The sequence below is a fragment of the Streptomyces sp. NPDC087300 genome (genome assembly GCF_044744425.1).
GTDB lineage: Bacteria > Actinomycetota > Actinomycetes > Streptomycetales > Streptomycetaceae > Streptomyces.
On sequence record NZ_JBIUYI010000020.1, the window covers coordinates 28,084 to 52,870 of the forward strand.

Below are 24,787 nucleotides of genomic sequence, written 5' to 3' on the forward strand. Positions count from 1 at the left end.
GACAAGGTCCTCGACTATCTGAAGCGCCTGACCGCGGACCTGCGGCAGACCAAGCAACGTCTCCGCGAGGTCGAGGAGAAGGACAGCGAGCCGATCGCCATCGTCGGCATGAGCTGCCGCTTCCCCGGCGGGGTCGAGTCGCCGGAGGACCTGTGGCGTCTTGTCGAGTCCGGTGCGGACGCGGTCGCGGGATTCCCCGCCGACCGCGGCTGGGACCTGGAGTCGCTGTACGACGCGGACCCCGAGCACAAGGGCACCACCTACGCCCGTGAGGGCGGATTCCTCTACGAGGCAACGGAGTTCGACCCCGGCTTCTTCGGGATATCCCCGCGCGAGGCCGCGGCGATGGACCCGCAGCAGCGCCTGCTCCTGGAGACCTCCTGGGAGGCGTTCGAGCGGGCGGGCATCGACCCCGACTCGCTGCGCGGCAGCAGGTCCGGTGTCTTCGTCGGCACCAACGGCCAGGACTACGCCTCGCTGCTCATGGCCGCACAGGAGGAGGTCGAGGGCTACGCGGGCACCGGCATCTCGGCGAGCGTCATCTCCGGCCGCCTCTCCTACACCTTCGGCCTCGAAGGCCCGGCCGTCACGGTCGACACCGCGTGCTCCTCGTCCCTCGTCGCCCTGCACCTGGCCACCCAGGCCCTGCACAAGGGCGAGTGCGAGATGGCCCTCGTCGGCGGTGTGACCGTGATGTCGACGCCCGGGTCGTTCATCGAGTTCAGCCGCCAGCGTGGCCTCGCCCCCGACGGCCGCTGCAAGGCGTTCTCCGACAGCGCCGACGGCACCGGCTGGGGCGAGGGCGTCGGCATGCTCCTGGTGGAGCGCCTCTCCGACGCCCAGCGCAACGGCCACACGATCCTCGCGGTCGTACGCGGCTCCGCCGTCAACCAGGACGGCGCCTCCAACGGCCTCACCGCCCCGAACGGCCCCTCCCAGCAGCGCGTCATCCGCCAGGCGCTCACGAGCGCGGGTCTGACCCCGGCCGACGTGGACGCCATGGAGGCGCACGGCACGGGCACCAAGCTGGGCGACCCCATCGAGGCCCAGGCACTCCTCGCGACCTACGGCCAGGACCGCCCCGAGGACCGCCCGCTCTGGCTCGGCTCGGTGAAGTCCAACATCGGTCACACGCAGGCCGCGGCGGGTGTCGCGGGTGTGATCAAGATGGTCATGTCGATGCGGCACGGCCTGCTGCCCAAGACGCTCCACGTCACCGAGCCCTCGTCCCACGTGGACTGGTCGGCGGGCGCGGTGGAACTCCTCACGGAGACCCGCAAGTGGCCGCGGACGGGCCGCCCGTGGCGGGCCGGCGTGTCCTCGTTCGGCGTGAGCGGCACGAACGCCCACGTCATCGTCGAGCAGGCTCCCGAAGCCGAGCAGACCCCGGAGACCGAGCAGTCCCCGGCGGTCGAGGAGTCCGCCCCCGCGGAGAACTCCGTGCAGGGCGGCCTCGTGCCGTGGGTCCTCTCCGCCCGGAACGCCGACGCCCTGCGTGAACAGGCGGAACGCCTCCTCTCCGGAGTGCTCGGCCTGGACCCCGTGGACGTCGCCTTCTCCCTCGCGACGACGCGCGCCTCGCTGGAGCAGCGCGCCGTGGTCCTCGCGGGCGACGCGGACGCCCGGACCGCCGCACTGACCGCGCTCGCCGAGGGCGGGCAGGCGGCGGGCGTGGTGACGGGTTCCGTGGCCGGTGGACTGCTGGGCTTCCTCTTCTCGGGCCAGGGTTCGCAGCGGATCGGGATGGGGCGCGAACTGGCCGCCCGTTTCCCGGTGTTCACGGAGACGCTGGACGCGGTCCTTTCGGAGTTCGACCCCGCCGTACGCGAGGTGCTGTTCGGTGAGGACGCGGATGCTGATGCCGCTGCGCTGAACGAGACAGGTGTGACCCAGCCCGCGCTGTTCGCGGTGGAGGTGGCACTCTTCCGCCTCCTGGAGTCGCTCGGTGTGCGCCCCGACGTGCTGGCCGGTCACTCGATCGGCGAGCTGGCCGCGGCACACGTATCCGGCGTGTGGTCGCTTGCCGATGCGGCGAAGGTGGTGTCGGCGCGTGGTGCGCTGATGCAGGCGCTCCCTGAGGGCGGCGCGATGGTGGCGATCCAGGCGTCGGAGGCGGAGCTTGCCTCGGACCTGTCCGACACGGTCGGCGTCGCGGCGGTCAACGGCCCCTCGTCCGTGGTGATTTCGGGCGTGGCCGCTGACGTGGACGCGGTGGCGGAGCGCTGGCGCGAGGCGGGCCGCAAGGTGTCCCGTCTCAAGGTCAGCCACGCCTTCCACTCGCCGCTCATGGACCCGATGCTGGAGGACTTCCGCACGGTCCTGGAGAGCGTGACGTACGAAGCTCCCGCGATCCCCGTCGTCTCCACGCTGACGGGCCGGCCGGCCACCACCGAGGAGCTGACCTCCCCGGCGTACTGGGTACGGCACGTGCGCGAGTCCGTGCGGTTCGCCGACGCCGTCGGCGCGCTCGTGGACGAGGGCGTTACCACGTTCGTCGAGGTCGGACCGGGCGGCACGCTGTGCGCCCTCGGTCAGGAGTCCGCGCCGGAGGCCGGGTTCGTCCCGGTGCTGCGGAACGACCGCCCGGAGCAGGCGGCACTGACGGCCGCCCTCGCGGAGGCGCACGTACGGGGCGTCCAGGTGGACTGGGCCGCGTACTTCGCCGGCCACGGGGCCCAGCGCGTCGACCTGCCGACGTACGCCTTCCAGCGCGAGCGCTTCTGGCTGGACGCCCTGCCCTCGGCGGGCGACGTCACGGCGGCCGGACTGGGTTCGGCCGAGCACCCGCTGCTCGGCGCGGCCGTCACGGTGGCGGGCACGGACGGTGTGCTCCTGACGGGCCGCCTCTCGGTCCAGTCCCATCCGTGGCTCGCCGACTACGTGGTGCGCGGTTCGGTACTGCTGCCGGGCACGGCCTTCGTCGAGCTGGCGGTGCGCGCCGGTGACCAGGTCGGATGTGACCTGGTCGAGGAGCTGACGCTCGAAGCCCCTCTCGTCCTGCCCGAGCACGGTTCGGTACGGGTTCAGGTGTGGGTCGGCGCGGGCGACGAGTCGGGCCGCCGCGAGCTGACGTTCCACTCCAGCGCGGGGGACGCCGACGACAGCCGTTCGTGGACGCGGCACGCCACGGGTGTGCTCGGCGCGGGCGGACGCTCCGGCGGCGTCGCGCAGGCGGAGTGGCCTCCGTCGGGCGCGGAGGGCGTCGAACTCGGCGCGTTCTACGGAGAGCTGGCGGATCTCGGCTTCGGCTATGGCCCGGTGTTCCAGGGGCTGCGGTCCGCGTGGCGGGTCGGCGATGAGGTGTTCGCCGAGGTCGCGCTGCCGGAGGGTGTGAAGGTCGACGGCTTCGGTCTGCACCCGGCGCTGCTGGATGCGGCGTTGCAGGCGGTCGGTCTGACGGACGGCGATGTCGAATCCGGCGGTCTGCCGTTCGCGTGGTCGGGTGTGCGCCTGCACGCCTCGGGTGCCACGGCGCTGCGGGTGCGGGTGACGCCGACGGGCACGGACGGCGCGTCGCTGGTCCTGTCGGACGGTTCCGGTGCCCCGGTCGCGACCGTGGACTCGCTGGTGCTGCGCCCGGTGTCGCAGGAGCAGCTCGCCGCTGATGACCGCGATGACGCGCTGTTCGGCGTCGACTGGGTGTCGGTGCCGACGACCGGGGGCGACGCTCCGACGGTCGCGTGGACCGAGTCGGGCGCGCTTGCCGGTGCGGCGGAGCTGCCCGAGTTCGTCGCCGTGTCGTGCCCGGTCACGTCGGGCTCGGACCCGGTCGCCAATGCCCACGAGGCGGCGCACTGGGCCCTCGCCACGGTCCAAATCTGGCTGGAGAGCGAGCAGTTCGACGGCTCGCGCCTGGTGATCGTCACGAATGGCGCGATCGCTGCCACGGCCGACGAGGACGTACGGGATGTGGCGCAGGCCGCGGTGTGGGGCCTGGTGCGTTCGGCTCAGTCGGAGAACCCGGACCGCATCGTCCTGGTCGACATGGACGAGTCGGCCTCCCGCGAGAACCTGGCATCCGCGCTGGCCACCGGGGAGCCGCAGTTGGCGCTGCGCGCGGGTGCGGTCAGCGCGCCGCGCCTGGCGCGGGCCGGTCGGTCCGTGGTGGAGGACTCCGGTTTCGGTGCCGGTGCGGTCCTGGTGACCGGCGCGACGGGCACGCTCGGCGGCCTCCTTGCCCGGCACTTGGTCGCTGAGCGGGGCGTACGCAACCTGCTGTTGGTCAGCAGGCGCGGCGCCACAGCCGAGGGCGCCGATGAGCTGCGCGACGACCTCGTCGCGCAGGGCGCCGAGGTGACCTTCGCGGCTTGCGATGTCGCCGACCGCGACGCCGTCAAGGATCTGCTGTCCCAGCACGAGATCTCCGCCGTGCTGCACACGGCAGGCGTGCTGGACGATGCCACGATCGGCTCGCTGACCGCCGGGCGGATCGACACGGTGTTCCGCCCGAAGGTCGACGCGGCCTGGCATCTGCACGAACTGACCCGCGACCTGGACCTGTCCGCCTTCGTGCTCTTCTCGTCCGCCGCCGGTGTGTTCGGCGGCCCCGGTCAGGGCAACTACGCGGCCGCGAACGCCTTCCTGGACGCGCTCGCCCAGCACCGCCGCGCCAACGGCCTGGCCGCCACCTCCCTCGCGTGGGGCTTGTGGGCCGACGCGGACGGCATGGCGGGCAGCCTCGACGAGACCGACGTCCAGCGGATGACCCGTGGCGGTGTGATCCCGATCGGCGCGGCCGAGGGCCTGGCCCTCTTCGACGCCGCGGGCACGACGGGTCGTTCCACGCTGGTCCCGATCCCGCTCGACCTGCCGGTGCTGCACCGCCAGGCGCGTTCGCAGCCGGTGCCGTATCTGCTGCGTGGTCTGGTGCGGGGTTCGGTGCGCCGGGTGGCCGAGTCGGGTCTCGTGGTGGCCGGTTCTGCGCTGGCGCAGTCGCTGGCGGGCCTGCCGGTCGCGGAGCGTGAGAAGGCGCTTCTCGATCTGGTGCTGGGGCATGTGGCGGTGGTGCTGGGCCACGGCTCGGCCCAGGCGATCGGCTCCGAGCGTGCGTTCAAGGAGCTCGGGTTCGACTCGCTCAGCTCGGTGGAGCTGCGTAACCGCTTGAACGCGGCGACGGAGCTGGCGCTCCCGGCCACGCTGGTGTTCGACTACCCGACCCCGGCTGCGCTGGCCGCGCATCTGGGTGCGGAGCTGCTCGGCGGCGTGGTCGATGTGGTCTCCAACGACTCGGTCGCGGTGGTGGCGGACGAGCCGATCGTGATCGTCGGCATGAGCTGCCGCTTCCCCGGTGGCGTCGAGTCGCCGGAAGACCTGTGGCGCCTCGTCGAGTCCGGCGGGGACGCGGTGGCCGGGTTCCCGGACGACCGCGGCTGGGACCTGGAGTCGCTGTACGACGCGGACCCCGATCGTTCGGGCACCAGCTACAGCCGGATGGGCGCCTTCCTCGACGGCGTCGCGGAGTTCGACCCGACGTTCTTCGGCATCTCGCCGCGCGAGGCCCTCGCCATGGACCCGCAGCAGCGCCTGCTCCTGGAGACCTCCTGGGAGGCGTTCGAGCGGGCGGGCATCGACCCGAACTCGCTGCGCGGCGGCCGTTCGGGCGTCTTCGTCGGCACCAACGGCCAGGACTACGCGGCGCTGTTGATGGCCGCGCAGGAGGAGGTCGAGGGGTACGCGGGCACCGGCATCTCGGCGAGTGTCATCTCCGGCCGGCTGTCCTACACGTACGGCTTCGAGGGCCCGGCCGTCACGGTCGACACGGCCTGCTCGTCGTCCCTGGTGGCGCTGCACCTGGCCGTGAACGCCCTGCACAAGGGCGAGTGCGAACTGGCCCTGGTCGGCGGCGTTTCGGTGATGTCGACGCCGAGCTCGTTCATCGAGTTCAGCCGCCAGCGCGGCCTTGCCGCCGACGGCCGGGTGAAGGCGTTCGCGGATGCCGCGGACGGCACGGGCTGGGGCGAGGGCGTGGGCATGCTCCTGGTGGAGCGCCTTTCCGACGCCCAGCGCAACGGCCACCCCGTCCTCGCGGTGATCCGCGGCTCGGCGGTCAACCAGGACGGCGCGTCCAACGGCCTCACCGCCCCGAACGGTCCCTCCCAGCAGCGCGTCATCCGCCAGGCGCTCACGAGCGCGGGTCTGACCCCGGCCGACGTGGACGCCATGGAGGCGCACGGCACCGGCACCACGCTCGGCGACCCGATCGAGGCTCAGGCCCTGATCGCCACCTATGGTCAGGACCGCGCCGCCGATCAGCCGTTGTGGCTGGGTTCGGTGAAGTCGAACATCGGTCACACGCAGGCGGCCGCCGGTGTGGCGGGTGTGATCAAGATGGTCATGGCGATGCGGCAGGGCGTGCTGCCCAAGACGCTGCACGTCGACGCGCCGTCCTCGCAGGTCGACTGGACGGCCGGTGACGTGGAACTCCTCACCGAGGCACGTCCGTGGCCGGAGACCGACCGCCCGCGCCGGTTCGGTGTGTCGTCGTTCGGCTTCAGCGGCACGAACGCGCACACCATCATCGAGCAGGCCCCGGCCGTCGAGGAGCCGACTCCCGCGACGCCGACCGTGGTCGGCGGCTCGGTGCCGTGGGTCCTCTCGGCCCGGAGCGCGGAGGCGCTCCGCGAGCAGGCTGCTCGGCTGCTGTCCGACGTGATCGACCTCGACCCCGCGGACGTCGGCTTCTCTCTCGCGACGACGCGTGCGTCGCTGGAGCAGCGCGCGGTGGTCGTCGCGGAGGACACGGAGACCCGGACCGCCGCGCTGACCGCGCTCGCGGAGGGCAGGCAGTCGGCGGGTGTGGTGACGGGTTCCGTCGTCGGTGGGCTGCTGGGCTTCCTGTTCTCGGGTCAGGGTTCGCAGCGGCTGGGGATGGGGCGTGAACTGGCGGCCCGTTTCCCGGTGTTCGCGGAGGCTCTGGATGCGGTCCTGGGGGAGTTCGACCCGGCCGTACGTGAGGTTCTCTTCGGTGAGGACGAGGACGCCGCTGCGCTGAACGAGACGGGTGTGACGCAGCCCGCGCTGTTCGCGGTCGAGGTCGCGCTGTTCCGTCTTCTTGAGTCGTGGGGCGTGAAGCCCGATGCCCTGGCGGGTCACTCCATCGGTGAGCTTGCCGCGGCACACGTATCGGGTGTCTGGTCGTTGGCCGACGCGGTGAAGGTCGTGTCGGCGCGTGCCGGGCTGATGCAGGCGCTGCCGTCGGGTGGCGCGATGGTTGCGATCGAGGCGACGGAGGCCGAGGTCGCCTCGGACCTGTCGGACACGGTGGGTATCGCGGCGGTCAACGGGCCGTCGTCCGTGGTGATTTCGGGCGTCGAGGCCGATGTGGACGCCGTCGCCGAGCGTTGGCGTGAGTCGGGTCGCAAGGTGTCCCGTCTGAAGGTCAGCCACGCCTTCCACTCGCCGCTGATGGACCCGATGCTGGACGAGTTCCGTGCGGTCCTGGAGTCCGTTTCGTATGCGGCTCCGGCGATTCCGATCGTGTCGACGCTGGCGGGTCGCCCCGCTACGGCGGAGGAGCTTGCCTCGCCCGCGTACTGGGTGCGCCACGTGCGCGAGTCCGTGCGGTTCGCCGACGCGGTGCTTGCGTTGGGTGAGCAGGGTGTCGGCACGTTCGTCGAGGTCGGCCCGGGTGGCACGCTGTCCGCGCTGGGTCTCGGGTGTGCTCCCGACTCCGTGTTCCTGCCCGCGTTGCGCGCGGACAGGGCCGAGGAGAGCGCGCTGGTCAGCACGGTCGGTGCGCTTCACACGCGGGGTGTGACGGTCGACTGGCCCGCGTACTTCGCGGCTCGTGGTGCCCGGCGCGTCGACCTGCCGACGTACGCCTTCCAGCACCAGCGCTACTGGCTGGACGTGCGGCCCTCCGAGCGCGCCGAGCAGCTGTCGCCGGCCGACGCGTGGTTCTGGGACGTCGTCGAGGACGGCGATCTGGACGATGTCGCCCGCACGCTGGACGTGTCGTCGGACGCTCCGCTGAGTGCGGTCCTGCCTCGGCTTTCCGCGTGGCGCAAGGAGCAGCAGGGGCGTTCCACGGTCGACGGCTGGCGTTATCGGGTGGAGTGGCAGCCGGTGGCTGCCGGGTCGGGTCGCCTGGACGGTGAGTGGCTGGTCGTCGCCGCGACGGGTGAGGCGCGTGCCGAGTGGGTGCGTGAGTCGCTGGTCCGGAACGGTGCGGGCGATGTGCGCGTCCTGCACGTGGATCCGGAATCGGCGGACTGGGCAGGGGAGTTGGCGGATCTTTCGTCGTTCGACGGAGTCGTCTCGCTGCTCGGGCTCGCGGACGCGGGTGGGGCGACCGTTCCTACGGGTATCGCTGCGACGGTCGGTCTGTTGCAGGCCCTTGGTGACGCGGACGTACGTTTGTGGTCGCTGACGTCGGGTGCGGTGTCGGCGGGTGCGGATGACGCGGTCGTCGGGTTCGAGCAGTCGATGTTGTGGGGTCTTGGCCGGGTGGCCGCCCTGGAGCAGCCGGGCCGTTGGGGCGGCCTGGTCGACCTGCCCGAGGCGCAGGACGAAGCGACGGGCGACCTGCTGGTCTCGGTGCTTGCCGGGTCCGACGGCGAGGACCAGGTCGCGCTGCGCGGCGGCGGGATCCTGGGGCGCAGGCTGGTGCCCGCGCCGCTGGGCAAGACGTCAGGGACGGGCTGGTCCCCGCGAGGAACGGTCCTGATCACCGGTGGTACCGGCGCGCTCGGTGCGCATGTCGCCAGGTGGCTGGCGGGCAAGGGCGCCGAGCACCTGCTGCTGACCAACCGGCGCGGACCGGCGGCCGAAGGCGCGGAGGAACTGCGTGCGGAGCTGACCGAGTTGGGCGCCCAGGTCACGATCGCGGCCTGCGACGTCGCCGACCGGGATGCCCTGGCGGACGTGCTGGCCTCGGTGCCCGAGGAGTTCCCGCTCACCGCGGTGGTGCATGCGGCGGGTGTGGAGCGTTCGGGTGTGCTGGTGGACATGGATCCGGCGGACTTGAGTGGGTTCGCGGGTGTGCTGACGGCGAAGGTCGACGGTGCGCGCAATCTCCATGAGCTGCTGGGGGAGCGGCAGTTGGACGCGTTCGTCTTGTTCTCGTCGATTGCCGGTGTGTGGGGCAGTGGTGGGCAGGGCGCGTATGCGGCGGCCAACGCCTATCTGGACTCGCTTGCTGAGCATCGTCGGGCATCTGGTCTGTGTGCGACGGCTGTTGCGTGGGGTCCGTGGGGTGGCGGCGGCATGGTTGCTGGTGCCGGTGTGGATGCGGCGGAGCAGTTGCGGCGTCGGGGTCTGCCGACGATGGCTCCGGCGGTGGCGATCACGGGTCTGGCCACGGCGTTGGAGCGCGGTGACGGGAACGTCGCTATTGCTGATGTGGACTGGGAGCGGTTCGCGGGCACGTTCATGGCCCAGCGTCCGAGTCCGTTGTTGAGTGAACTGCCGCAGGTGCGGGAGGCGTTCGCGGCGACGTCCGCGGACAGTGGGCTCTCGGAGCTGGCGCAGCGTCTGGTGGGTCTGGACGAGGCCGAGCAGGAGCGTCAGCTCACCGAGCTGGTGCGCTATGAGGCTGCGGCGGTGCTGGGCCACGTGTCCGGTGACGCCCTCTCCCCGGCGCGTGCGTTCAAGGAGTTGGGCTTCGACTCACTGACTGCCGTGGAGCTGCGTTCGCGGCTGAGTGAGGTCACGGGTGTCGCGCTTCCGGCGACGCTGGTCTACGACTACCCCAACGCGGCGGCCCTCGCTGCCTTCCTCCGCACCGAGCTCTCCGGCGCGGACTTGGCGGCCCCCGCCGGTCCCGCCGCTGTCTCCGGTGCCACCGACGAGCCGATCGCGATCGTGGCGATGGCCTGCCGTTACCCCGGCGGCGTCGCCAGCCCCGAAGACCTCTGGCAGGTGCTCCTGTCCGGCGGGGACGCGGTGTCGGAGTTCCCGACCGACCGCGGCTGGGACCTGGAGGCGCTGTACGACCCGGACCCGGACGGGATCGGCACTTCGTACTCGCGGTCCGGCGCGTTCCTCTCGGACGTCGGCGGGTTCGACGCGGGCTTCTTCGGGATCTCGCCGCGCGAGGCCCTGGCGATGGACCCGCAGCAGCGCCTGCTCCTCGAAACGTCGTGGGAGGCGTTCGAGCGGGCCGGGGTCGACTCGGCGTCGCTGCGCGGTGAGCGCGTCGGCGTGTTCGTCGGCTCGAACGTGCAGGACTACGGCCTCGTCCTCGGCGGTGCGGCCGAGGATGTCGGCGGCTATGTGGCGACCGGCAACGCGGCGAGCGTGGCCTCGGGCCGTCTCTCGTACACGTACGGCTTCGAGGGTCCGGCCGTGACCGTGGACACGGCGTGCTCCTCGTCGCTGGTCGCCCTGCACCTCGCGGTCCAGGCGCTGCGCTCCGGCGAGTGCGAGATGGCCCTGGCGGGTGGCGTCACGGTGATGTCGACGCCGGGTGCGTTCGTGGAGTTCAGCCGCCAGCGCGGCCTCGCCGAGGACGGCCGCTGCAAGGCGTTCGCCGCCGGCGCGGACGGCACGGGCTGGGGCGAGGGCGTGGGCATGCTCTTCGTCGAGCGCCTCTCCGACGCCCAGCGCAACGGGCATCAGGTGCTTGCCTTGGTGCGGGGTTCCGCGGTGAACCAGGACGGCGCGTCCAACGGCCTCACGGCCCCGAACGGTCCGTCGCAGCAGCGCGTGATCCGTCAGGCGCTGGCGAGCGCGGGCCTGGCCCCGTCCGACGTGGACGTGGTCGAGGCGCACGGCACGGGCACCAAGCTGGGCGATCCGATCGAGGCCCAGGCGCTTCTCGCGACCTACGGCCAGGACCGTGACGGTGAGCCGCTGCTGCTGGGTTCGGTGAAGTCGAACCTCGGTCACACGCAGGCCGCGGCTGGTGTCGCCGGCGTGATCAAGATGGTCATGGCCATGCGCCACGGCGTGCTGCCCAAGACTCTCCACGTGGATGAGCCGTCGCCGCACGTCGACTGGTCGGCGGGCGCGGTGGAGCTGCTGGCGGAGGCGCGCTCCTGGCCGGAGACGGGTCAGCCGTTGCGTGCGGGTGTGTCGTCGTTCGGTTTCTCCGGCACGAATGCGCACACGATCATCGAGCAGGCCCCGGCCGCCGAGCCGGTCGAGGCTGTTGAGCCGGTACGTGACGGTGGCGTGGTGCCGTGGGTGCTCTCGGCCGGTGACGAGGGCGCGTTGCGTGGGCAGGCGGAGCGTCTGCTGTCCCTGGTGGATGCGCACGAGCCCGTCGACGTCGGCTACTCGCTGGCTACGACGCGTTCGGCGTTGGACCACCGTGCGGTGGTCGTGTCCGCCGACCGCGCCGAGTTCGTGTCCGCGCTGACGGCTCTGGCCGAGGGCCAGGTGACCGGTGCGGTGGTCACGGGCGTGGCTGATGAGCCTGGTCGGGTGGGCTTCCTGTTCTCGGGTCAGGGTTCGCAGCGGCTGGGGATGGGGCGTGAGCTGGCCGCCCGTTTCCCGGTGTTCGCTGACGCTCTGGACGCGGTGCTGTCGGAGTTCGACCCGGCGGTGCGTGAGGTTCTCTTCGGTGAGGATGCTGACGCGCTGAACGAGACGGGTGTGACGCAGCCCGCGCTGTTCGCGGTCGAGGTCGCGCTGTTCCGGCTCCTTGAGTCCTTCGGGGTGCGCCCCGATGTCCTCGTTGGTCACTCGATCGGTGAGCTTGCTGCCGCGCATGTGGCGGGTGTGTGGTCGCTGGCCGACGCCGTGAAGGTGGTGTCGGCGCGTGGCGCGCTGATGCAGGCGCTGCCTGAGGGCGGCGCGATGGTCGCGATCCAGGCGTCGGAGGCCGAACTCGCCGCTGACCTGTCCGGAACGGTGGGCATCGCGGCGATCAACGGCCCGTCCTCTGTGGTGATTTCGGGTGTCGAGGCTGACGTGGACGCGGTCGCGGAGCGTTGGCGTGCGGCGGGCCGGAAGGTGTCCCGTCTGAAGGTCAGCCACGCCTTCCACTCGCCGCTGATGGACCCGATGCTGGACGAGTTCCGCACGGTTCTGGACAGCGTTTCCTACGACACCCCTGCCATCCCGATCGTGTCGACGCTGACCGGATCCCGTGCCACGGCCGAGGAGTTGACCTCGTCCGCGTACTGGGTGCGCCACGTCCGCGAGTCCGTCCGGTTCGCCGACGCGGTCGGCACGCTCGTCGGCGAGGGCGTGGGCACGTTCATCGAGGTCGGCCCCGGCGGCACGCTCTCGGCCCTCGGCCAGGAGTCCGCGCCGAACGCCACCTTCGTACCGACGCTGCGGAGCGACCGCCCCGAGGTGGCGGCCGCGATGACGGCCGCCGGACAGCTCCACGCGCGGGGTGTCCGAGTGGACTGGGAGGCCTTCTTCGCAGGTCGCGGCGCCCGCCGCATCGAGTTGCCGACGTACGCCTTCCAGCGCGAGCGCTTCTGGCCCGACGTCCTGCCGGTGATCGGCAACGTCGCGGCGGCCGGGCTCGGTGCCGCCGAGCACCCGTTGCTCGGCGCGACGGTCACCCTCGGTGGCACGGACGGCGTGCTGCTGACCGGCCGCCTCTCGCTCCAGACCCACCCGTGGCTCGCCGACTATGTGGTGCGGGGTTCCGTACTGCTGCCGGGCACGGCCTTCGTCGAGCTGGCGGTACGTGCGGGTGACCAGGTCGGATGTGACCTGGTCGAGGAGCTGACGCTCGAAGCCCCCCTCGTACTGCCCGAGCACGGTTCGGTACGGGTTCAGGTGTGGGTCGGGACTGCCGACGAATCGGGTCGGCGTGAGCTGACCGTCCACTCCAGCGTCGGCGACTCCGACGACGGCCGCGCATGGACCCGCCACGCCACGGGTGTGGTGTGCGAGGGCGGCCGTTCTGATGAGGTGTCGCTAACCGAGTGGCCGCCGGCGCGTGCCGAGGCCCTGGAACTGGACTCGTTCTACGGTGAGTTGGCGGAGCTGGGCTTCGCCTACGGTCCGGTGTTCCAGGGGCTGCGGTCCGCGTGGCGGGTCGGCGATGAGGTGTTCGCCGAGGTCGCGCTGCCGGAGGGTGTGAAGGCCGAAGGGTTTGGTCTGCACCCGGCGCTGCTGGATGCGGCGTTGCAGGTGGTCGGTCTGACGGACGGCGATGTCGACGGCGACTCTGGCGGTCTGCCGTTTTCGTGGTCGGGTGTGCGCCTGCACGCCTCGGGCGCGACGACGCTGCGGGTGCGCCTCGCGCCCACCGGCTCGGACGGCGTCGCGCTGACGGTCGCGGACGGCTCCGGCGCTCCGGTGGCCACGGTCGACTCGCTGGTGCTGCGCCCGGTGTCGCCGGAGCAGTTCGCCGGCCGCGGTCAGGACGACGCCCTGTTCGGCGTCGAGTGGGTCTCAACTCCGGTGCCGGACAGTGCTGTTCCGGCGGTTGCGTGGTCTGGCCTGGACGCGCTCGCGGGTGCGCAGGAGCTGCCTGAGTTCGTCGCCGTGGCGTGCCCGGTCACGTCGGGCTCGGACCTGGTCGCCAACGCCCACGAGGCGGCGCACTGGGCCCTGGCCACGGTCCAATCCTGGCTGGACGGAGCGGAGTTCGATGCTGCGCGCCTGGTGATCGTGACCCGTGGCGCGATCGCCGCCACGGCCGGCGAGGACGTATGGGATGTGGCGCAGGCCGCCGTGTGGGGCCTGGTGCGTTCGGCTCAGTCGGAGAACCCGGACCGGATCGTCCTGGTCGACATGGACGATGACGCGGTCTCGCGTGACGTACTGGCGTCCGCGCTGGCCACGGGTGAGCCGCAGCTCGCGGTGCGTTCCGGCGAGGTGCGTGTGCCGCGCCTGGCCAGGGTCGAGCCCTCCGCAGCGGAGGACCCGGGCTTCGGTTCGGGCGCGGTGCTGGTCACCGGTGCCACCGGCACGCTGGGTGGACTCTTCGCCCGGCACCTGGTCGCCGAGCGCGGCGTACGCAACCTGCTGCTGGTCAGCAGGCGCGGTGCGGCCGCCGAGGGTGCCGAGGAACTGCGCGACGACCTCGTCGCGCAGGGCGCCGAGGTGACCTTCGCCGCTTGCGACGTCGCCGACCGCGACGCCGTCAAGGACCTGCTCGACAGCCACGAGATCTCCGCCGTCGTACACACGGCAGGCGTGCTGGACGACGGCACGATCGGCTCGCTGACCGCGGAGCGGATCGACACCGTCTTCCGTCCGAAGGTCGACGCGGCCTGGAATCTCCACGAGCTGACCAGCGACCTGGACCTGTCCGCCTTCGTACTGTTCTCCTCGGTGGCAGGCCTCCTCGGCGGCCCCGGTCAGGGCAACTACGCCGCGGCCAACGCCTTCCTGGACGCGCTCGCCCAGCACCGTCGCGCCAGCGGCCTCGCCGCGACCTCCCTCGCCTGGGGCCTGTGGGCCTCGGGTGGCGGCATGGCGGGCAGCCTCGACGACACCGACGTGCGACGGATGACGCGCAGTGGTGTCGTCCCGATCGGTGCGGCCGAGGGGCTCGCGCTGTTCGACGCGGCGGGTACGACGGGCCGCGCGCTTCTCGCGCCGGTTCCGCTCGACCTGCCGGTGCTGCATCGCCAGGCGCGTTCGCAGCCGGTGCCGTATCTGCTGCGTGGTCTGGTGCGGGGTTCGGTGCGCCGGGTGGCCGAGTCGGGTCTTGTCGTTGCCGGGTCGGCGCTGGCGCAGTCGCTGGCGGGCCTTCCGGTGGCGGAGCGTGAGAAGGCGCTTCTCGATCTGGTGCTGGGGCATGTGGCGGTGGTGCTGGGCCACGGCTCGGCCCAGGCGATCGGCTCCGAGCGTGCGTTCAAGGAGCTCGGTTTCGACTCGCTCAGCTCGGTCGAGCTGCGTAACCGCTTGAACGCGGCGACGGAGCTGGCGCTCCCGGCCACGCTGGTGTTCGACTACCCGACCCCGGCTGCGTTGGCCGCGCACCTTGGCGCGGAGCTGCTGGGTGGCGTGGTCGATGTCGTGTCGAATGACTCGGTCGCGGTGGTGGCGGACGAGCCGATCGTGATCGTGGGCATGAGCTGCCGCTTCCCCGGTGGCGTCGAGTCGCCGGAGGACCTGTGGCGTCTCGTGGCCGAGGGCGGGGACGCCGTGGCGCAGTTCCCGACGGACCGGGGTTGGGACATCGAGTCGCTCTACGACCCCGACCCCGATCCCGAGCGTTCGGGCACCACCTACAGCCGGATGGGTGCCTTCCTCGACGGTGTCGCGGAGTTCGATCCGTCGTTCTTCGGGATCTCGCCGCGTGAGGCCCTGGCGATGGACCCGCAGCAGCGCCTGCTCCTGGAAACCTCCTGGGAGGCGTTCGAGCGGGCGGGCATCGACCCCAACTCGCTGCGCGGCAGCCGGTCCGGTGTCTTCGTCGGCACCAACGGCCAGGACTACGGCACGCTGTTGATGGCCTCCCGCGAGAGCGTGGAGGGGTACGCGGGCACCGGCAACGCCGCGAGTGTCATCTCCGGCCGGCTCTCCTACACCTTCGGACTCGAAGGCCCGGCCGTCACGGTCGACACGGCCTGCTCGTCGTCCCTGGTCGCCCTCCACTGGGCGAGCCAGGCACTGCACAAGGGCGAGTGTGAACTGGCCCTGGTCGGCGGTGTGACCGTGATGTCGACGCCGGGTGCGTTCATCGAGTTCAGCCGCCAGCGAGGGCTGTCCGTGGACGGCCGCGTCAAGGCGTTCGCGGATGCCGCCGACGGCACCGGCTGGGGCGAGGGCGTCGGCATGCTGCTCGTCGAGCGTCTCTCGGACGCTCAGCGCAACGGCCACCAGATCCTCGCGGTCGTACGCGGCTCGGCGGTCAACCAGGACGGTGCGTCCAACGGTCTGACCGCCCCGAACGGTCCCTCCCAGCAGCGCGTCATCCGCCAGGCACTGGCGAGCGCGGGCCTTGCCCCGACCGACGTTGACGTCGTCGAGGCACACGGAACGGGCACCAAGCTCGGTGACCCGATCGAGGCCCAGGCGCTTCTCGCGACCTACGGCCAGGACCGCGGCGCCGAGCCGCTGTTGCTCGGCTCGGTGAAGTCGAACATCGGTCACACGCAGGCCGCGGCGGGTGTCGCGGGTGTGATCAAGATGGTCATGGCGATGCGGGAAGGTGTGCTGCCCAAGACGCTGCACGTGGACGCGCCGTCGTCGCACGTGGACTGGTCGGCGGGTGCGGTGGAGCTCCTCACCGAGGCGCGCGCCTGGCCGGAGACCGGGCAGCCGTGGCGTGCGGGCGTGTCGTCGTTCGGCGTGAGCGGCACGAACGCGCACGTCATCGTCGAGCAGGCCCCGCGGACTCCCGCCGCCGAGCAGGCGGAAGCCCCCGAGCCTCAGCACGAGGGACTTGTCCCGTGGGTGCTCTCCGCGCGGAGCGTGGAAGCGCTGCGGGAGCAGGCCGCGCGGCTGAAGTCCTTCGTGGACGAGGCGTCCGATCTGTCCGTGACGGACGTGGGTCGTGCGTTGGTGTCCTCCCGCGCAGTGCTTGAGCACCGTGCCGTGGTGGCCGGCGCCGACCGCTCGGAGCTGCTTGCCGCTCTGGAGACCCTGGCCGAGGACCGGGCAACCGGCGCCGTGGTCACGGGGCTTGCCGATGCGCCCGGTCGGGTGGGCTTCCTGTTCTCGGGGCAGGGTTCGCAGCGGTTGGGGATGGGGCGTGAACTGGCGGTTCGTTTCCCGGTGTTCGCGGACGCCCTGGATGCTGTACTGGGTGAGTTCGACCCTGTCGTACGTGAGGTGCTGTACGGCGAAGACGAGGATGCTGATGCCGCCGCGCTGAACGAGACGGGCGTGACCCAGCCCGCACTGTTCGCGGTCGAGGTCGCCCTCTTCCGTCTCCTGGAGTCGTGGGGCGTGCGCCCCGACCTGCTCGCGGGTCACTCCATCGGTGAGCTGGCCGCCGCACACGTATCGGGTGTGTGGTCCCTCGCGGACGCGGTCAAGGTCGTCTCGGCGCGTGGCGCGCTGATGCAGGCGCTGCCGTCCGGCGGCGCGATGGTCGCGATCCAGGCGTCGGAGGCGGAGCTGGCCTCGGATCTGTCCGACACGGTGGGCATCGCGGCGGTCAACGGCCCGTCCTCCGTGGTGATTTCGGGCGTCGAGGCCGATGTGGACGCGGTCGCCGAGCGGTGGCGCGAGGCAGGTCGCAAGGTGTCCCGTCTGAAGGTCAGTCACGCCTTCCACTCGCCTCTGATGGACCCGATGCTGGACGAGTTCCGCGCGGTCCTGGAGAGCGTTTCCTACGAGGCCCCTGCCATCCCGATCGTCTCGACGCTGACGGGTCGGCCTGCCGGTGCCGAGGAGCTCGCCTCCCCGGAGTACTGGGTGCGCCATGTACGCGAGTCCGTCCGGTTCGCCGACGCCGTCGCCACGCTCGTGGACGAGGGTGTGGGCATCTTCGTCGAGGTCGGCCCCGGCGGCACGCTGTCGGCGCTGGGCCGTGAGTCCGCGCCGGACGCCACCTTCGTACCGACCCTGCGCGGCGACCGCCCCGAGGCGCTGGCCGCCACCACGGCCGCCGGTCAACTCCACGTGCGTGGAGTCCGGGTGGACTGGGACGTGTTCTTCGCCGGTCGCGGCGCGGGACACGTGGACCTGCCGACGTACGCCTTCCAGCGCGAGCGCTTCTGGCCCGCCGTCCAGCCGATGCTGGGCGATGTCGCCGCGGTCGGGCTCGGTTCGGCCGAGCACCCGCTGCTCGGCGCGGCCGTCACGGTGGGCGGCACCGATGGTGTGCTGCTGACCGGCCGGCTCTCGCTCCAGACCCACCCGTGGCTCGCCGACTCCCTCGTCCAGGGTTCGGTGCTGCTGCCCGGTGCCGCGTTCGTCGAACTGGCGGTGCGCGCCGGTGACCAGGTCGGATGTGACCTGGTCGAGGAGCTGACGCTCGAAGCTCCCCTCGTACTGCCCGAGCACGGTTCGGTACGGGTTCAGGTGTGGGTCGGCGCGGAGGACGCGTCGGGCCGCCGCGAGCTGACGTTCCACTCCAGCGTCGGCGACACCGACGACGGTCGCGCATGGACGCGCCACGCCACCGGCGTGCTGCGCGAGGGCGCGCAGTCCGCTGGGACCTCGCTGGTCGCGTGGCCGCCCGCGGATGCGGAGGCCGTGGACCTGGAGGGTCACTACGACCGAATGTCCGACGGTGGTTTCGGCTACGGCCCGCTGTTCCAGGGCCTGCGGGCCGCCTGGCGCAAGGGCGACGAGGTGTTCGCCGAGGTGGCCCTGCCGGACGGCACGGGCGTGGACGGCTTCGGTCTGCACCCGGCGCTGCTCGACGCCTCGCTGCACGCGATCGGTCTCGCGGGTGGCGACGGCGAATCCGGCGGTCTGCCGTTCGCGTGGTCGGGTGTGCGCCTGCACGCCTCGGGCGCGACGTCGCTGCGGGTGCGCCTCGCACCTGCGGGCGCGGACGCGGTGGCGCTGACGGTCGCGGACGGCTCCGGCGCTCCGGTGGCCACGGTCGACTCGCTGGTGCTCCGTCCCATGGCGGCGAAGCCCGCGCGACAGGACCGGGAGTCGCTGTTCGGCGTCGACTGGGTGTCGACCGCGGTGTCGGACAGCGATGTTCCGACGGTCGAATGGGCTGATCTGGACTCGCTCGCGGGTGCGCAGGAACTGCCCGAGTTCGTGGCCGTGTCGTGCCCCGTCACCTCGGGAACGGACCCGGTCGCCAACGCCCATGAGTCGGCGTACTGGGCTCTCACCACGGTTCAATCCTGGCTGGACAGCGAGGAGTTCGGCGCTACGCGCCTGGTGATCGTCACCAACGGTGCGATCGCCGCGACCGTTGACGACGACGTACGGGATGTGGCGCAAGCCGCCGTATGGGGCCTGGTTCGTTCCGCCCAGTCGGAGAACCCGGACCGGATCGTCCTGGTCGACACGGACGGCTCAGCTTCCCGTGAGGAACTGGCGTCCGCGCTGGCTACCGGTGAGCCGCAGCTCGCGGTGCGTTCCGGCGAGGTGCGTGTGCCGCGCCTGGCCAGGGTCGAGCCCTCCGCAGCGGAGGACCCCGGTTTCGGTTCGGGCGCGGTGCTGGTCACCGGTGCCACTGGCACGCTGGGTGGACTCTTCGCCCGGCACCTGGTCGCCGAGCGCGGCGTACGCAACCTGCTGCTGGTCAGCAGGCGCGGCGCCACAGCCGAGGGTGCCGAGGAGCTGCGCGATGAACTCACCGTGCAGGGCGCCGAGGTGACGTTCGCGGCCTGCGACGTCGCCGACCGCGACGCCCTCAAGGGCCTGCTGTCCGAGCACGAGATCTCCGCTGTCGTACACGCGGCAGGCGTGCTGGACGACGGCACGATCGGCTCGCTGACCCCGGACCGGATCGACACCGTCTTCCGGCCCAAGGCCGACGCGGCCTGGCACCTGCACGAGCTGACCCGCGACCTGGACCTGTCCGCCTTCGTGCTGTTCTCCTCGGCGGCCGGGACCCTCGGTGACTCCGGACAGGGCAACTACGCGGCGGCGAACGCCTTCCTGGACGCCCTCGCGCAGCACCGCCGTGCCAACGGACTCGCCGCTACCTCCCTCGCCTGGGGCCTGTGGGCCGACGCGAACGGTACGGCGGGCGGCCTCGACGAGGCCGACGCGCTGCCGATGACCCGGAGCGGTGTGGCTCCGATCGGCGCGGACGAGGGCCTGGCCCTCTTCGACGCGGCGGGCGCCACGGACCGTGCCGTGCTCGTCCCGATCCCGCTCGACCTGCCGGTGCTGCACCGCCAGGCGCGCTCGCGGCCCGTGCCGCACCTGCTGCGCGGACTCGTGCGGGGCTCCACGCGCAGGGCGTCCGCGTCCGCGGGCAACGGCGCCGCCGCGTCCGCCCTTGCGCAGTCGCTCGCGGGGCTGACCGCGGCGGAGCGGGAGAAGACGCTGCTCGACCTCGTGCTCGGGCACGTGGCCGTGGTGCTCGGGCACAGCTCGGCGCACGCCGTCGTACCCGAACGCGCCTTCAAGGAGCTCGGGTTCGACTCCCTGACCGCCGTCGAGTTCCGTGACCGGCTCAACGCGGCCACCGAGCTGCGGCTGCCCGCCACGCTGGTCTTCGACTATCCGACCCCGGACGCGCTCGTCGCGTACCTGGTGTCCGAGCTCGCGGGCGCGCCCGCCGTCGAGGCACGCACCCGCAGGACCGTCGCCGTGTCCGACGAGCCGATCGCGATCGTCGGCATGAGCTGCCGCTACCCGGGCGGGGTCACCTCGCCGGAGGACCTGTGGCGGCTCGTCGCCGACGGCGCCGACGCCATCAGCGAGTTCCCCGTCAACCGTGGCTGGGACCTGGACGCGATCTACCACCCGGACCCCGACCACATGGGCACCGCGTACACCCGCCACGGCGGCTTCCTGCACGACGCCGACCAGTTCGACCCGGCGTTCTTCGGGATCTCGCCCCGCGAGGCCCTCGCCATGGACCCGCAGCACCGGCTGCTCCTCGAAATCACCTGGGAGGCCTTCGAGCGGTCGGGCATCGACCCGAACTCGGTGCGGGGACGCGACATCGGCGTCTACGCCGGTACCAGCATCCAGGACTACGCCACGCTGCTCGGCGCGAGCGAGGAGAGCGTCGAGGGGTACGTCGGTACGGGCAACGCGGCGAGCGTCACGTCCGGCCGGCTGTCGTACACGTTCGGCCTCGAAGGTCCGGCCGTCACGGTCGACACGGCCTGCTCGTCGTCGCTGGTGGCCCTGCACCTCGCCGCGCAGGCGGTGCGGTCGGGCGAGTGCTCGATGGCGCTCGCCGGTGGCGTCGCGGTGATGACGACCCCGGGCGCGTTCCTGGACTTCAGCCGCCAGCGCGGCCTGTCCGCCGACGGCCGTTGCAGGCCGTTCTCTTCGGACGCCGAAGGCACCGGCTGGGGCGAGGGCGTCGGCATGCTCGTCCTGGAGCGCCTCTCCGACGCCCGCCGCAACGGGCACGACGTGCTCGCCGTCGTACGCGGAACCGCGGTGAACCAGGACGGCGCGTCCAACGGTCTGACCGCCCCGAACGGTCCCTCGCAGCAGCGCGTGATCCGTCAGGCGCTCGCGAGCGCCGGTCTGGAGTCGGCCGACGTGGACGCCATGGAGGCGCACGGCACCGGCACCAAGCTGGGCGACCCGATCGAGGCGCAGGCGCTCCTGGCCACCTACGGCCAGGACCGTGACGAGGACCGGCCGCTGTGGCTCGGTTCGCTGAAGTCGAACATCGGTCACACGCAGGGCGCGGCGGGCGTCGGCGGCGTCATCAAGATGGTCATGGCGATGCGGCACGGCGTGCTCCCCAAGACGCTGCACGTCGCCGAGCCGACCCCGCAGGTCGACTGGTCGGCCGGTGACATCGAGCTCCTCACCGAGGCCCGTCCGTGGCCGGAGACCGAGAGGCCGCGCCGGTTCGGCGTGTCGTCCTTCGGCTTCAGCGGCACCAACGCGCACGCGATCATCGAGCAGGCACCGGACGTCCCGGCCGCCGCCCCGAAGGCCGTGGCCCAGGACCCGTCCGCACTTCCGCTGCTGGTGTCGGCGCGCGGCGACGACGCGCTGCGGGCACAGGCCGGACGGCTGCGCGCCCACCTGGTGGCGCACCAGGACCTGGACCCGCTCGACGCCGCGGCCACGCTCGCGGAGACGCGGGCCACGCTCGACCACCGGGCCGTCGTCGTCGGGCAGGACCGCGAGGGACTGCTCACCGCGCTCGACGCGCTCGCCGGCGGGCGGACCGCCAACGGTCTCGTCTCCGGTGTCGCGGCCGGGCGCAGGACGGCGTTCCTGTTCTCGGGCCAGGGTTCGCAGCGCATCGGGATGGGCCGCGAACTGGCCGCCCGTTTCCCGGTGTTCGCCGAGGCGCTGGACGCGGTGCTGTCGGAGTTCGACCCCGCCGTACGAGAGGTTCTCCTCGGCGAGGGCACGGACGCCGATGCCGATGCCGCCGCGCTGAACGAGACAGGTGTGACCCAGCCCGCTCTGTTCGCGGTCGAAGTGGCGCTCTTCCGGCTCCTGGAGTCGTGGGGTGTGCGGCCCGCCATGCTGGCCGGGCACTCCATCGGCGAGCTCGCCGCGGCACACGTGGCCGGTGTCTGGTCGCTGGCCGACGCCGCCGCCGTGGTGGCGGCGCGCGGTGCGCTGATGCAGGCGCTGCCGACCGGCGGCACGATGACCGCGGTCCAGGCGACCGAGGCGGAGATCCTGCCGGAGCTGACCGACACCGTGGGCATCGCCGCGGTCAACGGCCCCTCCTCGGTGGTCATCTCGGGCGTCGAGGCCGACGTCGAGGCCGTCGCCGAGCGGTGGCGCGCCGCGGGCCGGAAGGTGTCCCGCCTGAAGGTCAGCCACGCGTTCCACTCGCCGCTGATGGACCCGATGCTGGACGACTTCCGCAAGGTGCTCGACACCGTGTCGTACGCCGCGCCGGGCATCCCGATCGTCTCCACGCTGACCGGCGAGCGGGCCGGTGCCGAGGAGCTGACGTCGCCGGAGTACTGGGTGCGGCACGTGCGCGACGCGGTGCGGTTCGCCGACGCCGTCGGCACGCTGCGGGACCAGGGCGTGGACACGTTCCTGGAGATCGGCCCCGGCGGGGTGCTCACCGCGCTGGGCCAGCAGACCGCGCCCGAGGCGGCGTTCGTGCCCGCGCTGCGCGCCGACCGGTCCGAGACGCTCGAACTGGTCACGGCCGCGGCCAGGCTGCACGTGCTGGGTGTCGCCGTCGACTGGACCGCACTGACCGCCGGTGGCAGGCACGTCGACCTGCCCACCTACGCCTTCCAGCGGCAGCGCTACTGGCCGACCCTGGCCGCGGCCCCCACGGGCGAGGTCTCCGGGTCCGTCGACGCGCGCTTCTGGGCGGCCGTCGCCGACGGCGACCTCGGTGAACTCGCCGACGAGCTCGCCGTGTCCCTGGACGACCCGATCAGCGCCGTGCTGCCCCGGCTGTCGTCGTGGCGCAAGGAGCAGGCGGAGAACTCCGCGGTCGACGGCCTGCGCTACCGCGCCACCTGGCAGCCCGTCGGCGAGACGGCCGCCGCGCTCACCGGCACCTGGCTCGTGGTCAGCAGGGACGGCACCGGTGAGGAATCCGTCGCCGCCGCGCTGAGCACGCACGGGGCCCGCGTGGTTCCCGTACGGACCGGCGAAGCGGTGGACCGGGAATCCCTCGCGGTCACGATGGCGACCGGCGAGCCCGTCGCGGGCGTCCTCTCGCTGCTCGCGCTCGACCCCGCACTGCCGTCCGGCGGTCTGCACGCCACCCTCGCCCTGGTCCAGGCCCTCAGCGACACCGGCCTCGCGGCCCCGCTGTGGTGCGCCACGCGGGGCGGCGTCACGGTCGGTGACTCCGACGCGCCCGCAGCACCCGAGCAGGCGATGGTGTGGGGCTTCGGCCGGGTCGTCGCACTCGAATACCCCGAGCGCTGGGGCGGCCTCGTCGACCTGCCCGAGACGCTGGACGAGCGCGGCGGCGCCCGCCTCGCCGGTGTCCTGTCCGGTACGCAGGGGGAGGACCAGGTCGCGCTGCGCGCCGGCGGGGTCCACGCCCGAAGGCTCCTGCCGGTGTCCTCGGCGCGCCTGAACGACTGGGACCCCACCGGCACGGTGCTCGTCACCGGCGGCACCGGCTCGCTCGGCGGCCACGTCGCCAGGTGGCTGGTCGCCAAGGGCGCCGAACACCTCCTGCTGACCAGCAGGCGCGGGCTCGCCGCCGAAGGCGCCGAGGAACTGCGCGCGGAGCTCACCGCTCTGGGCGCCCGCGTCACCGTCGCGGCCTGCGACGTCGCCGACCGGGACGCGCTCGCGGCCCTGCTGGCCTCGGTGCCCGAGGAGTTCCCGCTCACCGCCGTCGTGCACGCGGCGGGCACCCTGGACGACGGCGTCCTGACCGCGCTCACCCCCGAGCGGCTCGACGCCGTGCTGCGGCCCAAGGCAGGGGCCGCCGCCAACCTGCACGAGCTGACCCGCGACCTCGACCTGTCGGCGTTCGTGATGTTCTCCTCCGTGTCGGGCACCTTCGGTGCGGCGGCCCAGGGCAACTACGCGGCCGCCAACGCCTTCCTCGACGCACTCGCGGAACAGCGCGTGGCGGCGGGCCTGCCCGCCACCGCGGTCGCGTGGGGGCCTTGGGGCGGCGGCGGCATGGCCGACGGACAGCTCGGCGAACAGCTGCGCCGCCGCGGCCTCGCCCCGCTGGAGCCCGAGCAGGCCGTCGCGGCCCTCGACCGGGCCATCCGGCAGGGCGAACCGACGGCACTCGTCGCGGACGTCGACTGGAGCGTGTTCGCACCGGCGTTCACGTCCGTACGCCCGAGCCCGCTGCTCCAGGACCTGCCCGGCGTACAGCGCGGACAAGGATCGGCGGAGGCACCGGCGCCGGTCGACATGGTGGCCAAGCTGACCGCCCTGTCGGGTCCCGACCGCGAACGCGCCGTGCTCGACCTCGTACGGGAGGCGGCGGCCGCCGTCCTCGGACACGAGGGCACCAAGCTGGTGGAACCCGGCCGCGCCTTCCAGGAGCTGGGCTTCGACTCGCTCACCGCGGTCGAGTTCCGCAACCTCCTCAACGCCACCACCGGGCTGAGCCTGCCCGCCACGCTCGTCTTCGACTTCCCCACGCCGTCCGCGCTCGCCGCGCACGTGCTGGACGGGCTGCCGGGCGGCGGGACACCGACCATCGACACCGAACTGGACCGACTGGAATCCACCCTCTCCCTCCTCACCCCGGACGACGAACAGAGCGTGGCCGTCGGAGACCGTCTCCGCGCCCTGCTCGCCATCTGGGAAGAAACGCACCACCGCACGGAACCCGCCGAGTCCGGTACGGACGCACGTACCGCGACGGCGGATGAGCTGCTCGCGCTGCTCGACGAACAACTCGGCAATTCCTGAGCACGAGCCGCTCCCGCTGCTCGAAACGAACAAC

The 24,787-nt window shown here is 72.4% G+C and carries 1 protein-coding gene; it reads left to right on the forward strand.

Annotation, left to right across the window (positions count from 1 at the left end; all coding sequences use genetic code 11):
• Positions 1-27: 27 nt before the first annotated feature.
• Positions 28-24,753 carry a type I polyketide synthase gene (locus ACIO9J_RS42300; RefSeq protein ID WP_402010957.1) on the forward strand — a complete coding sequence of 8,242 codons (24,726 nt, stop codon included), beginning with the start codon at positions 28-30 and terminating at the stop codon, positions 24,751-24,753.
• Positions 24,754-24,787: the final 34 nt, after the last annotated feature.